The 16,284-nt window shown below is 35.0% G+C and carries 15 protein-coding genes; 2 read left to right on the forward strand and 13 right to left on the reverse strand.

The annotated features are described in order from the left end of the window. Positions 1-114: 114 nt before the first annotated feature. The 6 genes from NKR20_RS14170 to NKR20_RS14195 form a co-directional block, all read right to left on the reverse strand. Positions 115-1,665: a fatty acid--CoA ligase family protein gene (locus NKR20_RS14170; RefSeq protein WP_253427105.1), complete on the reverse strand. Its 1,551-nt coding sequence runs from the start codon at positions 1,663-1,665 to the stop codon at positions 115-117. A 188-nt stretch (positions 1,666-1,853) separates the two neighbouring features. Next, on the reverse strand, positions 1,854-3,785 hold the full coding sequence (locus NKR20_RS14175) for an ABC transporter permease (protein WP_253427106.1): 1,932 nt from the start codon (positions 3,783-3,785) through the stop codon (positions 1,854-1,856). Beyond that, entirely contained in the window at positions 3,757-4,533 is a 777-nt protein-coding gene (locus tag NKR20_RS14180; protein ID WP_253427107.1) for an ABC transporter ATP-binding protein, read from the reverse strand. Before NKR20_RS14180 ends, NKR20_RS14175 begins: the two co-directional genes overlap by 29 nt. Positions 4,534-4,547: 14 nt before the next feature. Further along, a complete protein-coding gene (locus tag NKR20_RS14185; RefSeq protein WP_253427108.1) occupies positions 4,548-5,525 on the reverse strand; it encodes a sensor histidine kinase in 978 nt (325 codons plus the stop codon). After that, positions 5,526-6,230, reverse strand: coding sequence for a response regulator transcription factor (locus NKR20_RS14190; RefSeq protein ID WP_121214682.1), 705 nt, complete (start codon positions 6,228-6,230; stop codon positions 5,526-5,528). A gap of 293 nt (positions 6,231-6,523) precedes the next feature. Then, positions 6,524-7,516 (reverse strand): lipoate--protein ligase, encoded by a 993-nt coding sequence (locus tag NKR20_RS14195; protein ID WP_253427109.1) that lies wholly within the window; start codon positions 7,514-7,516, stop codon positions 6,524-6,526. Between the two features lie 139 nt (positions 7,517-7,655). Between NKR20_RS14195 and yhfH the strand changes: the two genes are divergently transcribed. Beyond that, positions 7,656-7,781 (forward strand): protein YhfH, encoded by a 126-nt coding sequence (gene yhfH / locus NKR20_RS14200; RefSeq protein ID WP_097074188.1) that lies wholly within the window; start codon positions 7,656-7,658, stop codon positions 7,779-7,781. Between the two features lie 104 nt (positions 7,782-7,885). Here yhfH and NKR20_RS14205 read toward each other — a convergent pair whose 3' ends face one another. The 7 genes from NKR20_RS14205 to hemE form a co-directional block, all read right to left on the reverse strand. Next, a complete protein-coding gene (locus NKR20_RS14205; protein ID WP_253427110.1) occupies positions 7,886-8,410 on the reverse strand; it encodes a FixH family protein in 525 nt (174 codons plus the stop codon). A 3-nt stretch (positions 8,411-8,413) separates the two neighbouring features. Next, a complete protein-coding gene (locus NKR20_RS14210; RefSeq protein WP_253427111.1) occupies positions 8,414-9,799 on the reverse strand; it encodes a sensor histidine kinase in 1,386 nt (461 codons plus the stop codon). Then, complete coding sequence (locus NKR20_RS14215) at positions 9,796-10,488, reverse strand: response regulator transcription factor (protein ID WP_253427112.1); 693 nt, start codon at positions 10,486-10,488, stop codon at positions 9,796-9,798. The genes NKR20_RS14210 and NKR20_RS14215 overlap by 4 nt, the downstream gene beginning before the upstream one ends. Beyond that, positions 10,485-11,444 carry a YncE family protein gene (locus NKR20_RS14220; protein ID WP_253427113.1) on the reverse strand — a complete coding sequence of 320 codons (960 nt, stop codon included), beginning with the start codon at positions 11,442-11,444 and terminating at the stop codon, positions 10,485-10,487. Before NKR20_RS14220 ends, NKR20_RS14215 begins: the two co-directional genes overlap by 4 nt. Before the next feature lie 229 nt (positions 11,445-11,673). Then, positions 11,674-13,089: a protoporphyrinogen oxidase gene (gene hemY, locus NKR20_RS14225; RefSeq protein WP_253428149.1), complete on the reverse strand. Its 1,416-nt coding sequence runs from the start codon at positions 13,087-13,089 to the stop codon at positions 11,674-11,676. 13 nt (positions 13,090-13,102) lie between these two features. Next, positions 13,103-14,035, reverse strand: a complete 933-nt coding sequence (hemH, locus tag NKR20_RS14230; RefSeq protein ID WP_121214675.1) for a ferrochelatase — start codon at positions 14,033-14,035, stop codon at positions 13,103-13,105. 40 nt (positions 14,036-14,075) lie between these two features. Beyond that, positions 14,076-15,122 carry a uroporphyrinogen decarboxylase gene (gene hemE, locus NKR20_RS14235; protein WP_253427114.1) on the reverse strand — a complete coding sequence of 349 codons (1,047 nt, stop codon included), beginning with the start codon at positions 15,120-15,122 and terminating at the stop codon, positions 14,076-14,078. 288 nt (positions 15,123-15,410) lie between these two features. Between hemE and NKR20_RS14240 the strand changes: the two genes are divergently transcribed. After that, positions 15,411-15,923 carry an antibiotic biosynthesis monooxygenase family protein gene (locus tag NKR20_RS14240; RefSeq protein WP_253427115.1) on the forward strand — a complete coding sequence of 171 codons (513 nt, stop codon included), beginning with the start codon at positions 15,411-15,413 and terminating at the stop codon, positions 15,921-15,923. Positions 15,924-16,284: the final 361 nt, after the last annotated feature.

Here is a 16,284-nt window from a genome sequence, read left to right on the forward strand (position 1 = left end):
CCTTTGTGACGAGGATGGTGACAACCACCGCAAGAACAATATTTCATAAGTAATAATTATCAAGTAAGAAAGAGGTGTCCAAAAAATTTTTACTTTTTGGACACCCCTAAAACATTAATTAGTAATCGGCATTTCTTTTAAAGATCTGCGAAGTATTTTTCCTGTAGAGTTTTTCGGTAACTCGTCCAAGATTTCAATGACTTTTGGAACTTTATATTTTACGATATGTTGTGCACAATACTCTCGCAGGTCATCTGCTGAAATTGTATTATCCTTTAACACAACAAACGCACAAACCGCTTCTCCAAGGTTCGGATCTGGGAATCCAACAACCGCTGCTTCAATCACTTTTGGATGAGAGAATAATACTTCCTCTACTTCCCTTGGATAAACGTTAAATCCACCAACAATGATCATATCTTTTTTACGATCTACTATATAGAAATAGCCATCTTCATCTTGTTTCGCTAAATCCCCAGTATAAAGCCAGCCATCTCGAATAGCATTTTCTGTTTCTTCTGGCATTTTGTAATAGCCCTTCATCACGTTAGGCCCACGTACAATGAGTTCCCCTACTTCTCCGATAGGTACTTCATTTCCGTTTACATCCACTACTTTGTTTTCTACATTAACAATGGATGTGCCAATAGAGCCCGCTTTTCGTTCACGGTCTAATGGGTTAAAACAAGTAACCGGTGAAGCTTCCGATAAACCATACCCTTCTGAAACTCTAACATTAAATTTCTTCTCAAAATCATAAAGGACTTGTACAGGTAAAGGAGCCCCACCTGAAATGGCTAATCTTAAGCTCGAGAAGTTACTGATATCTCCTTCGTGTTGATAAAGGAAATTATACATTGTTGGAACCCCTGCAAAAACAGTAGCTTTTTGACTACCAGCAAGTTCATATATTTCTTGTGGGCTAAATCTTGGTGCAAGTAAAACAGTTGCTCCTTTTAATAAAGGCGCATTTACTACAACGGTTAATGCAAAAACATGGAATACAGGTAATGTCGCAATTACACGGTCGTCTGTATTTATTGTTAAATACTCACTAACATCCCGCGCATTTGAATATAAATTTCGATGAGTTAACATAGCGCCTTTTGGGTAACCAGTTGTCCCAGAAGTATATAAAATAATTGCTACATCCTCATCATTTAAAGGCATTGGATCCACTATTGTTGTTGTTGACGAAAGAAGTTTTGAAAATAGTTGTACTTTATCTTTTGCTGCATCGCTCAATGATGCTAATTTCTCTTTAATATCTGGCATTGTTTCACAAATAATATACTTATCTACCTGTGAGAAAGCCTTTACCCCTAATTCCACTAATGGTAGTAACATATCTAAAGCAATTACTAGTTTTACGTCACCATTTTGGATGATGTATGAAATCTCATCCGGAGTATACATTGGATTCACAGGTATCGCCGTTGCGCCAATTCTCATTGTTGCATAAAGCGAAATAAGAAAGTGCGGTGAATTACCAAGTAAAAACGCTACATGATCCCCTTTTTCTACCCCTAGATCTTGTAATGCAGATGCAAATAGACTGACTTGCTGTTCGAACTCACCATATGAAGTATCACGACCTAAAAAGTGATATGCAACTTTTCCTGGTTGTTCAATCGCAGTTTGACGAACTCTTTCAACTAAATTCAAAACACCCATCCCCTTTGCATGTTTTCAACATAACTAGCCCCAATAAGCTACTATGTAGTATGAAATGAATAAGTATTCATTTTCTAATCATTATAAATTAGATATATTAATAAAACAATGAATTTTTGTATTTTATTACACATTTTCCTAAGAAAATGAAATATTATTCTATTTCACATGCATTTTTCTTAATCTCGGACGTGGGCAATATATCGCCATCTTATCAAATAAAAATAGATAACTTGTATCAGTACTAGGAATAAAAGAGCAAAGATTAATTCTTTTACTATGGATATATTTGCAACATTCTTTAATACTTTTTGAATGGCGATAAATGCAAACAAACTGTGGCTTAACGCCACACCCCACGGTAAGAAAAACTGTGGGAATAGATGTTTTGTTACAAGACTTTTCAACTCATTGTCAGAGATACCCATTCGTTTTAACGCATCAAATTTACGTTTTTCATTTTCTAAGTTCGTATGTAGTTTAAAATAAATAAAACTACCTGCTGCAAGTAAAAAGACAGCCGCAACTAAAAGACCTACTAAAGTGAATAATGAGTATGTTGATAATATATAAGAATAATTTAGACCAGCATTTTCAAAATAATATGGTAATAAATACTCGTCTTTTAAATATTCAGCAGCAACGTTTTGTTGGATAGACAAACCAATATCTGTCGTTTCAATCCATTGAGGAATATCAAACGTAAATAGGTGATACCCCGGTTCTACATTTGGATAACCTTTATATGGATTTACCAACTTAGCAAAATCTTCATCACTAATAATGATCGAATTCAAACTAACAATTGAGCCAGGGAAAATAAGTTTCGGGTAAACTTGATCAATTTTTATTGGAATATTATTTTCCACTAATACTGTTTCAATCGTTCTCTTACTTAACTTCTTAATAGATTCCTCTGTATAAGGAATAAACATCCCTTCTCCTTCAGATAAACGCACCATCGGATAGCCATAAGAAAACAGCAAACTATTAATGTCCGACTCCCTAAACACTTCCACTTCATATTGCGTATAAGAGGATGTTTGTTTTTTTACCGTAAATCGAGTGAGATGATACGATAAACCTCTCTCTTCCAATTGTGAAACAAGTGTGGAAACATGAGTTCCTTCATAGGGATTATCTATATGCCCTTTATAAATTAACCCCAAAGGATTCAATTTATCGTATTGAGATGTATAAGAAGAAAGAGTAGATAGTAAACCGACTGATAAAAACGCAAGAGTCGAAACCATTGTTACAACAAAGAACATCTTCCCGTTATTTTTTAAAATAAAGGTTTGCTCTGCTAAAGGTAGCATTCTAGAATTTTTCCAATAGACGATTTTTTTCTTCTTTAAACTTTCAACAATATATTGCGTTGAGTCCGAGAAGAAATAAAACGTTCCAAAGGTAATTAATATCGGTATCAATATTGAGAAGGAGTAAAGACTTGTTCTCGTCATCACTATCGATAACCAGTAGCCTAACAAAATAAGGACAATCCCAAGTAGAGCCCTTGTTTTCGTGTAAGTAACAGTATAGTTTCCACCTTTTGGTCCTTGCATTAAATCAATAATTTTTCTCTGTGGAGAGAAATGGACACTAACCATTGAAATGACGATAAATGCGCTTAAATAAACAGCGAAAGTTAATACAAACGGTTCCCAGGAAAGGTAGAGTGGCAATTCATCTAGCATTAAAATTTCTCGAACAATCATAAAGAAAAATTTTGAAAATGAGTAACCAAATATGATTCCTAACACAATGGACATGACACCGATAATAATTGTTTCTAAAAACACAAGCTTACTAAGCTGTCTTCGTTCCATTCCTAAATGTAACAAAATACCGAACTCTTTTGACCTTGCTTCCAAAAAAGCTTTCATGGAGTAAAAGATGAAAAACCATGTAAATAAAACTAATATGATTTCTGCAACAACCATCCAAAGTATTGGAACATTGCCTAAAAAGCCACGGTCAATTTTTGGGTGAAACATGAGCATTGAATAAATAAAGAAAACAAAAACAGAAAAAAAGCTAGCCATAAAGAATGCCGCATAGATGCGAAGATTGCGAATGACGTTACGGTAAGCGAATTGATGAAAGGTCACCTACTTGTCCCCCTCCTAAAAGACTAAGTACATTTAGAATGCGTTGGAAGAATGTTTGGCGTCTGTCATCCCGATAAATTTCGTTAAAAAACTCACCGTCTTTAATAAATAACACACGGTCACAAAAACTGGCTGCTATCGGATCATGGGTTACCATTACAATCGTTGTTTTTCTTTCTTTATTAATTTTGCTTAACAATTCAAGTACTTCACGGGAATTATTTGAATCTAAATTTCCTGTTGGCTCATCTGCTAAAATAATAGTTGGTCGATGTATTAATGCACGAGCAATAGCTACTCTTTGTGCTTGTCCCCCTGATATCTCATTCGGTCTTTTATATAAAAATGATTTCAAACCTAAACTTTCTACTAATGTATTTAATCGCTCTTCCATTACTTCAACGGGTTGATTGTCCAAAGTTAGTGGCAAAACGATATTTTCCTCAACTGTTAACATCGGGAGTAAGTTGAAATCTTGAAAAATAAAACCTAATTCTCGTCTTCTAAAAAAGGCAAGTTCTGTTTTATTTAAATTCTGTGGTTTTATGTAATTAAATATGATTTCACCAGACGTTGGTTTATCAATTGTAGAGATTAAATTTAATAGCGTTGTTTTACCACTACCAGAAGGACCCATTACCGCAAGGAACTCACCCTTAGCAACTTCGAAACTAAGTTGATTGATTGCACGATTCGTTACTTTTCCTTCATATACTTTGGTTACATCTTTTACTTGTAGTATTGGCATATGTACTCCCTCTTCTAAAATGTAAGTGTAATCGTTGTCCCTACCCCAACTTCTGATTCAATCGTTAATTCATGTCCAAGCTTTTCACAAATTTCCTTCGCTAGGTACAACCCCATACCTGTTGATTCCCCAGTTTTCCGTCCATTTTCACCAGTAAAAAATGCTTTTGTTACTCTTGTTAAATCGGATTTTGGGATTCCAATTCCTTCGTCTTGAACAGTTAATTGGATATGGGAATCTGTATGTTTTGCTTCAACATAGATTTTTTTGTTCGGTTCAAACGTATACTTTACTGCGTTTGTAATAAATTGGCCTAATACAAATTTCAACCATTTTGAATCACTAGCGACAACAATACTTTGGTCAATATCAATTTGTGGAAACACACGATTTGTAATAAATAAACGTTTATTTTCATTTATTGTTGCGGTCACAATATCCTTTAATGATACCTGTTCCACTTGCATATCTTCTTCAAATTTTTCAAGACGCGCATTCATTAAAACAATTTCTAGACCTCTTTTAATTCGATCCACTTCTTCTTGTACACTTGTCGGATCAAGTGGTCCTTCTTCTTGTAATAACAATTCCAGTACGGCTACAGGTGTTTTCATTTGATGGATCCACTGATTTAGAAATTTATCTTGACGATTTTGAGTTGCATACAAAGCTTGTACTTCTTGTTGATATACTCGGTACAACTCATGTAAATAACGCTCCGTTTCAATATATTCAACGGTTTTTGCATTTTTTTGCAAAGCATCTTCCATTGATGTTGGTAATTGCGTAATCTTATTCAAATAACTTTGTCTTAAAAAATAGCGCACTCCTAAAAACGAAATTATCAGTATAAGACTAATGGATATAGTATAAATAGCTGTATCAATGTTTCTGAACCCATCTAAATAAAATAAGAGGAGAATAAATAGCACTAGGATAATTTCAAAAATAATAAATGATAGATGTTCCTTTATAAATATTTTCAATCCCATCTACATTTCCTCCGCGCTTAAAACAAATCGATATCCTGCACCGCGCACTGTCTCAATAACTGACTGCACGCCATAGTCTACTAATTTTTTTCGTACCCTCGTCATATTTACATTCAATGTATTTTCATCAACGAATGCTTGATCGTCCCAAAGCTCTTCCAACAGTTTTTCACGTGTTACAACTTTAGGTGCTTGTCCCATTAATAAATCCAAAATAATACACTCTTTCTTTTGGAGAGGAATTACCTCATCTTTTATGACCAATTCCATTCGTTCCAAATAAAGAGTAAGTTGCCCAAGCTTCACTGTTCGTTCTTCCTGCCTCGCTGAATATTCACCATAAGTACGTCTTAGATGGCTTTTAATTTTGGCTAGAACAATCTCATAGTTAAACGGCTTAGTAATAAAATCATCACCACCGTTTTCCAGCGCAAAAATCTGGTCCATTTCCCCGGAACGAGCAGAAATAAAAATAATCGGACATTTAGTATGCTGTCTTAACTGACGACACCAATAGTATCCGTCATAGGATGGTAAATTTATATCAAGCAACACAATATGAGGATTAAACGCTAAACACTCTTCAACAATCTCCTCAAAGTTTTGTACAATTTCCACATCATACTGGTACTTCCTCAACGTATCCGCTAAAAGTGAAGCTATCTTCACATCATCCTCAACAATAAAAATTCGATGCTTCTCCACAATACATCCCTCCTCCAACTTCCTATTCTTTAAGGGTTATGTTTTATTTAATTTAATATAATTTAATTGTACCAAAAAAGGCATCGTCTCACATGATTGAGGCGATGCCTTTTTCTGCGCAGTTAGCGTAAGCGGCAGGTGTAAAAAAACTTTATTAGTCCGATAGCGATTTCGAAAAACACAAAATAGCTATCACATTTGAGAGGGTTGTTTTTTCTCCACGAAAGCAAAGCAACAATTACAAAAATCTTTATGTACTTAAGTAGCTGCGCCGTGCTCTAAACCAATAAATATTAATATATCAACTGTAAGAAATCCTCTTTCGTAATTCCACCAAAGTAATGTGGAATGTCTACTTCCTCAATGGCTTTTGCAATTTCGCTTCGATCATATCTTACACCGATTAGAAGTTTTTCAATTTTTTCTACATCTCCAACACCAAAGAAATCTCCGAAAATCTTTGCTTCTTCAATAATGCCTTTATTTACTTCTAAGCGAATATCAATTCCACCAGATGGGAAGCGGTGTGTTTTTTGAATATTGAAGCGTGGTGATTTTCCGTAGTTCCATTCCCAAGTTTGGTAACGTTCCTTAGAAAGTGTATAGATTTTCTCCCAATCTTCTTCGGTTAATTCATAATATTGAATATTTTCCTCGCCACCGAAAATCGATTTTAAAATTTCCATACGAAACTCTTCTACAGTCATTGGTTCCTTTAAGAAATCTGAGATATTTCCAACACGAGAACGTACAGACTTAATTCCCTTTGATTCTATTTTATCCTTTTTCACTTTTAATGCAGAGGCAACCGCATCAATGTCAGTCTTGAACAATAATGTTCCGTGACTGAACATACGTCCTCTTGTTGCATATTGTGCATTTCCAGAAACTTTGCGTCCTTCTGCTAAAATATCATTTCTTCCTGACAATTCCGCATCCACACCAAGTTTTTTCAATGCATCTACTACAGGCTGTGTGAACTTTTTATAGTTATGAAAACTGTCCCCATCATCCTTTGTTAAAAAGCTAAAGTTTAAATTGTTCAAGTCATGATATACTGCTCCGCCACCAGATAAACGGCGCACGACAATGATTCCCTTATCTTCAACATAATCTGTGTTAATTTCTTCAATTGTATTTTGATTCTTTCCAATAATGATGGATGGCTGGTTGATATAGAACAGAAGGTAATCATCTTTTTCAATATCCATGTTTTTTAATACGTATTCTTCAATCGCTAGGTTAATGCGTGGGTCTGTAATTCCTTTATTATCAATAAAATACATGTTTTTCACTCCCTTAATTTTTCATTTTTTATTTTACATTATTTTTTGAAATTGGTGTTGACTAACGCAAACTGTTATAGTACAATTCTAAATAAGAAAACAGTAATATAACAGATTGTCCAAAAAGGAGGAGAATATTATGTTAGAAAACGTTGTTGAATTTTTCAAAAACTTACCAGATAAAGTTTGTGTACAGTGTGGTGAAAAAATCGAAGAACAAAGCGAATGCTACAGCAGCACTTGCGACAAATGTAATACTCTTTAATAAATCGCTTATATTAATGTAAATCCCTATTTGTTTTTGAACCTAAAAGTAAATCGCTTAAATAATTAACCCCCACAAGAATCGCTCACTTGTGGGGGTATTTTTTAATGATTGTGTTGTTCTTCTGTACTACTATGTTCTGTTTCACCATGTTCCTCTGTTGTATCATGGTCCATTTCCATTGAGTCACTGCTATTATCTTCTTTTACTTTACTCATATCAGGGTTTCCAACAATCAGTTGCTGTTTTGGCATCACGTGTAAACCTCTTGCTGTTGTATGTGCAAACATATAGTACACACCATCATGGTCAAAAGTAATCTCTGCTTTATAAACACCATCACCATCTAGTTTACCATCAATCATTTGACCATTATCTCGATATCCTGATTCCCATACTTCAAACTTAACAGATTCTGCATCATCCACATTTTCATTATTTTGTGTAACATGTGCAGCAAGTTCTACTGGTTCATTTACCGCTACTTCTTCAGGTGTTAAAATATGCACTTTTACCTCGAGCGCTTCTACGTCTACAGGTTCATCATTTGTATCGACTTCTTTGTCGTTTGATGAGCACCCCATTAATAATACAGGTACTGCAACCATACTAAATAACCATTTTTTCATGTTCTATTCCTCCATCAGTGGGATTGAAATTGATACAGTTGTACCTTTCCCTAATTCACTTTTTATTTTGATACTTCCTTGATGTTGCTTAACGAGCTGGTCAACAATTGATAAACCTAAACCACTTCCCCCATCAGAACTACTTCTCGCTTTATTTACTCGATAAAAACGTTCTGTTATATGAGGTAAATCTTTTTCAGGAATTCCAATGCCTCTATCAATAATTTCAATGATGGCATTGCCCTTCACTATTTTAGTCAAAATGGAAATTGTTGAATCATTATTAGAATAACGAATTGCATTTTCAATTGTATTAATAAAAATCTGTTTCAACTTTTCTTCATGACCTTCAACAATGATTTCTTCATCAAAGGAAGTAGTGATTTCAATATTTTTTTCTGCTGATTTTTGCTCTAACAAACTAATCGCATCACGTATTGTTTCAGCTAACACAATGGGGTACAATTCAAATTTTTGTTCGTTAGACGTTCTTGCTAATTCCAGTAATTCATTCGTTAGCCTTTCCATTCGATTGGCTTCCCGAGCTATTAATGAAATGGCTTCTTCTTTCTCTTTTCCATCAATGAAATTTTGGATAATCGCTTCACTATATCCTTTCATATAGCTAATGGGCGTTCGTAATTCATGGGATACGGTTGCTAAGAAGTTTTTTTGTGCTTCATCTTCCCGTTCAATGCTTGCCGCCATTTCATTAAATGCTTCAGAAAGTTTCCCAATTTCATCCTTTGAAGTAACGGTAACACGGGTTTCGTAATGACCATCAGACATTTTTTCCACAGCCTGTTGCAAATCATTCAAAGGTCGCATAATATGACGAATGCCTTCATAAACAAAAAATCCTAACAGTGCTGAAAAAATGATGGCACATCCAATTATCATAAACACATCTTTATTTGCTAGTTCACTAATTTTAGCTAATGGATAATACAGATAAATGATACCTTCTAATCGATTTTGATCGGTTAAAGGCATAATTACCGAAATGATTTGACGTTCAAATCGTTCTTCATATCCTATTTTGGTAACAGCATTACCAAGTAACAATTCTTTACGCTCATTCGGACCAATTAAGGCATCATAGTCGATTTCAAACGGAACACATGCACTTAATTCTCTCGGATTGCGAACTGCAAACACATCAAAATTGGAATATGTATTAAACTCTTCAACCTCTTCAATGAATTGATCTGTTACTTTACCACCTTTATATTTTGTAAGCAGCTTTTCACCAACTTCAATCATCGTTGTTTCAGTATCTTCAACATATAGTTGTTCGTATAAATATTCCGTTAATACATACATGAATGTAATGGTAACGAGCAGAAATAAAACGATTAAACCCCAAATTTTAGTAGAGAGCTTTTTCATTTGTTTTTCTCAAAGCGATATCCAATACCCCAAACAGTTTGGACATATTCGCTTGCTTCCTTCGAATGTTTCGCTAACTTTAACCTTAATGTTTTAATATGTGTATCTACAGTTCTTGTCCCACCTGCATAATCGATATCCCAAATACGCTCTAACAATTGTTCTCGGGAGTAAACGGTTTTGGGATTTAGCATAAATAAATGGAGCAATTCGTATTCTTTTAAAGTTAATGGCACGTTCTCGCTGCCAACATATACTTTTCTAGCAATTTCGTCTAATTTAATGAGTCCATATTGGATGTATTTATAATTTGTAGGTTCAATATGGTTTCCTGTTCTTCGTAATACTGCATGGATACGCGCAACTAACTCACTGGCTGTAAAAGGTTTAACCATATAGTCATCACCGCCAATTGTTAATCCTTTTACTTTATCTTCATTGGCATCTCGAGCTGTTAAAAAGATAATTGGAATAGAAGAAATTTCCCTAATTCTTTTGCATACTGTAAAACCATCTTCTCCTGGCATCATTACATCTAACAAAATGAGATCAATATCATATTGATTAATATACCGATAAGCCTCTTCACCATTAGAAACCGCGAATGTGTTAATGTTTGAATTTGATAACATGACTTCTATTAAATTGCGCATTTCTAATTCATCATCTACGATTAACACTGTAGTCACTTCACGACCTCCCTCACTAATAACTGAAATGGCCCTTGATTTGTCTCAATCGCCTTTTGAATTTTTTGATCTTCAATAAAATAAAGTTTGTGATCATCGTATCCCGCAACAACTTGGTAATTTTTATAAGTCGTCACAACAAAGGGATTTGCGCCTACTTCAATATTCCAAAGCCTGTCACCTTGGAGATTAAAAGCAAATAATTCATTCGATCCGTGATTTACAACAAAAATTGTATCACCATTTCGTGAAAAACCAACTGGCATTAAGGAAACGTTAATTTCACTTTGTAGTTCACCTGATTGTAAATTGTAAACATCTATTGCTTGATTTGATTTACTTCCTTCTCCATGTCCACCAACCCAAGCTACCCCCTCTTCTGGGATAATAATAATGCCATTAGAAGACTTTTCTATTTCCCACTCAGCTTCTACTACAAAGGTATCCATATCAATAACAGATAGGATAGTATCTTTGTAATTGACAATATATAATTTTCCATCATAAGAAGTCATGGACATCGGATAATTTTTTAATTTTAGCTCTTTCAACTTTTTCCCTTGATCGTCGTAGCTATATATGGAATTTGTTTTGCTATTTGTTAAATAGATTTTTTCCTGTTCTTCATCATAATAAGCGTTCGTGGTGCCAATACCAGTCTTTATGGTTTGAATTTTTCTTCCGGAAGACAATTCGTAAAGATCTGCCTCATCTAATTGATGACCGTATAGTAAGATTCGGTCCTTTTTTATGAGGGATGCACCAGTATATGCCTTATCAAATTCCCATTTAGCGATTTCCTCTGTTCCATCATAGAAGAGGATTGATGGTTCTAAAATATTGACTGACGCTACGAAGGATTGATGTGGATTAATCTTCGTAAAAGCTTGCTCATTACAACCTGCTAAAAAGAAAAGAAATAAAAGCATGAACGGGAGCCTTGCATCTTTCATCATGTCCATCACCTCTAGAAATATATTACTTTATATTTGTGAAGTTTGAATGAAATAAATTCGACAAGGGGGTGTCTGAAAAGTCATTTTGAGACACCCCCTTGCGACGAGGAAGTTTACATCAAGATGCGACCACCGCAGAAGCACTAATTCAAAAGAGTTATTTATCAAGAAAGAAAAGAGGTATCCTAAAAGTAAAAACTTTTTGGATACCTCCCTTGAAGCAGCTATATTATGTTAACTGAAGTTGAAACATTTCCTTTAGCATTTCAAGTGCAGCTTCTTTCCCTTGAGAAACACAATCAGGAACACTAATTCCTTCATATGAGCTACCTACTAACTTTACATTTGGAAATTCCATATGCAATTGCTCTTTTATCATTTCTATTCGCTTTTCATGCCCTACCGTATATTGTGGCATCGATTGTTTCCAACGTGTAACAACAGTAAATAATGGTTGTTCCGTTATACCTATTGCCGTTTTCAAATCCTGCAATACGGTTTTTTCAATATCACTATCAGACAACTCTACAATGGCCTCATCACCTACGCGACCGATATAAACACGTAACAAATCATAGCCTTCCGGTGCGACATTATTCCATTTGTGGTTAGTCCATGTGCAAGTAGTAATGGATAAATTGCTATTTCTCGAGACAAAGAAGTTCATTGCATCTTTATATTTCTTTAATTCATCCTGTTTAAATGCCATGTTAACTGTTGCAATTGTGGCATAGTTCATATTTGGTAAATCTTCTAGTAAACCATAAGTATTAAATATACTTTTCGTAACGTTAAAAGGTGTTGTCATTATGACAGCATCACATTTTAACGGTGGAATGTTATTGAAATAAATTTGAACCGTACCATCTTTTGATTTATCAATCGACTCCACCTTCACACCCTTTAATATGGATGTTGGTGATAAGCTAGACTCGATGGATTCTATTAGCGTTTCTAGACCATTTTTAAAGGTTTGATAGGATTCATTTTGTGAATTTGGCTGATGTGATGATTTCTTCATGCCAAGTATTAGACTTCGATGCTCTTTCTCCAATTGATAAAATTGAGGGAACATCGATTGAATACTTAAGTGGTCAATATCACCAGCAAAAGTACCTGCTAATAATGGTTCGACTAGGTTTTCTACAACTTCTTTACCAAACCTACGTCTAAAGAAATCCCCTATTGGTTCATCTTCATCATCCCGTGTTTTAGGCAATAATAAATCTCCTACTGCCCGCAATTTACCACTAAGAGAGAATAATCCAGAAGTGATAAATGAGGAGACTTTAAGTGATCCTTGGTATGTTAATAAGCTGGGAATAGGATTTAGTTCACTTCCTACTACAACATAAGTTTGCCCTTGATTGTTCGTAACCATCTCGTGCTCGATGCCTAGTTCTGCCGCTAATTCTCGCACGCTGTTGTTGTAATCTAAAAAAGATTCAGGGCCACGTTCGATAATAAATCCATCTTTTCTTAACGTATGGATTTTACCCCCTAAACGTAAAGATGATTCAATTAATACAACATCTATAGGCAAATTATTCTGTTGTGCTTCCTTTTGTAAATAGAATGCTGCAGTTAATCCAGTGATTCCACCACCAATAATTGCAACCTTTCGTCTACCTAAAGTCACCCTCATCACACTTCCTATATTATTTCGCTAATTTATTATAAATCGCATCAATCATTGCATCAATGAACAAAGGATGCGTATTAGGCATTGGCGGACGTCTATAAGTCGCACCAAGCTCTTCACATACTATCTTACATTCATAATCATTGTCATAAAGTACTTCTAAATGCTCTGTTACAAATCCAACTGGTGCATATACAAAAGAACGGAAACCTTTCTTTTCGTAAAGTTCACGCGTTAAATCTTGTACATCTGGCCCAAGCCAAGGTTCAGGTGTTTGTCCAGCAGATTGCCAACCCACCTCGACATTTTCAATACCCGTTGCTTCTTGAATTAAACGTGCAGTTTCTATTAATTGATCTTCGTACGGATCTCCTGCTTGTTTAATTTTCTCTGGTAATGAGTGATTCGAAACGATTAAACATGCCTTCTCACGTTCTTCTTCGCTCATTTTATCGAATTCAGCATTAATTGCTAGCTTCCAGTACTCAATAAATTTCGGTTCATTATACCATGACTCAACCGAAGTAATTTTCATATTGCTTCCTAGTTTTTCTGCAGCCTCTTTTACGCGACCATTGTATGATTTAATGGAAAATGTTGAGAAGTGAGGAGCAAGTACAATCGTAACCGCTTCTTCAATACCATCTTTCACCATTGCTTCAACTGCATCTTCAATAAATGGTTCAATATGTTTTAAACCAACGTAAAGTTTGTATTCCACTTCACTTTGAACTTCATTTAAACGCTTTTCAAGAGTTTCAGCTTGCTTTTGTGTCATTTTTGCTAAAGGAGAAATACCACCAATTGCTTTATATCGGCTTTTTAAATCTTCTAAATGTTCCTCAGAAGGTTTACGCCCATGACGAATATGTGTGTAATATCTTTCAATATCTTCTTCTTTGTATGGCGTTCCATATGCCATTACAAGTAGCCCACGTACAGGTTTCATTTTTTCACCTCAAAAGTTTTTCTACTGACGATTCTACTTACTATAGTTTAGTTACTTGTTCACGACTATACTCATGAATTAAAGTTGTTAATCGTTTTAATACATCTGGGTTTACTTCTGGGAAAACACCATGGCCCAAGTTAAAGATGTGACCTGGAACTTCTAATCCTTGATCGATAATATCTTTCGTACGTTGCTCAATAACAGACCAATCTGCAAGTAACAACGATGGATCTAGATTTCCTTGCACAGCTTTATTTACACCTAATTCGCGCGCTTTGCGAATCGGCATACGCCAATCAAGTCCAACAACATCAATCGGAAGGTCATTCCATTCGTTTACTAAATGACTTGCACCAACACCAAATTGAATAAGGGGAACATTTTCTTTACGAAGTTCTACAAAAATTCTTGTCATTACCGGTTTTATGAAGATACGGTAATCTTCTACATTTAAAGCGCCTACCCAAGAATCAAATACTTGAATTGCTTTTGCACCAGCTTCAATTTGTGCAGTAACGTCTGCAATAATCATATCCGCTAATTTATCCATTAATGCAAACCAAGCTTTTGGCTCTGATACCATAAATGATTTGGTTTTGTTGTAATTGCGTGATGGTCCACCTTCAATCATATAGCTAGCTAATGTGAAAGGTGCGCCCGCAAAACCGATTAGCGGAACATTTAATTGTTCTTCAGTTAAAATTTTGATTGTCTCTAAGACGAATGGTGTATGTTCTTTTGCGTTAAATTCACCTAATTTTTCTACATCTTCAACAGTTCGAATTGGGTTAGAAATAACAGGACCTACACCCGCTTTAATTTTTACATCAACGCCGATTCCAGGTAGAGGAGTGACAATATCTTTATATAAAATTGCAGCATCTACATCGTAGTTTTCGACAGGTAATCTTGTTACATATGCACATAATTCAGGTTGATGTGTAATTTCTTCTAATGAATATGTTTCTTTAATTTTACGATATTCCGGTTGAGATCGACCTGCTTGACGCATATACCATACAGGAGTATATTCTGTACGCTCCCCCCTCGCCGCGCGTAATAATGTATCATTAAAAGCTTTCATTATTATACCTTCCCCTCAATTTAGTAACTTGGTAAAATTGATAAAATATTACACCCAAGTTTGTTTAATTCAGTAAAAGAGTTTTATACTGAAATAAGTAAAATGATAATTTTCTCATTGATATCCGTTTTCCAATATATACTGTTACTATGACATTGTATAGTTTTCTACACCAAATGTCATAAAATTGTTCGTTAACTACCTTTTTTTATGATTATTTTTTGTATTTAAATAGCATTTTAATCTGTTTTAAATTAAAATCATTCTCATTTTGAAAGGGGATTTAAAATGTTCCTCTATTTGACATCTGGAACCCCAGATTTTATGGAAAAAGTTCGTAAAAAACATAAAAAAGAAGACATGGTTGTGTTACATGGTTCTGGCAATTCCCTTCTCCTACATGAAACAGAAGGAAAAACAAAATTTGCAACACCACGTAAGTTCGAAGTGATTGATGGAATTAATTCAATAGAACAAAGAGGGTATTTTGTGTTAAACAACATACCTGTTACAGACGAAGGTAGACCAATTTTTGAAAAACGCTTTTTGAACCGCTCCTCTGCTTTTACGGATGAACCAGGTTTTATTGCCTATCGTTTACTACGTCCAATAAAATCAGATATTTATATCGTGTTAACACAATGGACAGGGCCACACTCCTTTGAAGCATGGAAAAATTCAAAAAAATTTATTGAAGCTTACAGCAAACAGGAAGCGATACCTGGGGTGGATAAACAAAATATATTTAATGCCGCGAGTTACATTACGACTTACTCAGGGAAATTATCAGAGGAGAATTAAGTTGGTTTAGCTTCGGAGCGGGTCGGGTTATTTGCTTTTCGTCTCGAGTTATTTGCTTTTGATTAGGAGTTATTTGCTCTTTGACTAGATTTATTTGCTTTTCATCCAAACTTATTTGCTCTTACCGCGCACATAAACAAAAAAAGTGTTTTAAAAGCTCTATGTGGCTTTTAAAACACTTTTTTGATTGCGAGCGTTCTCCGCTTTTAATTTGTCTAGCTATGCGCGTTAGCCGTTCGGAAACTTCGACTTCCTCCAGCGTGTGCGAGCACACTTGTCAGAAGTCTCCAGTTTCTATCACGGCTGAACGAACGCGCTCCGCTTTTCTATTGTCTAGCTGCGAACGCTAGCTCCTCGACAA

The organism is Ureibacillus endophyticus, assembly GCF_024159215.1.
Taxonomy (GTDB): Bacteria; Bacillota; Bacilli; order Bacillales_A; family Planococcaceae; genus Ureibacillus; species Ureibacillus endophyticus.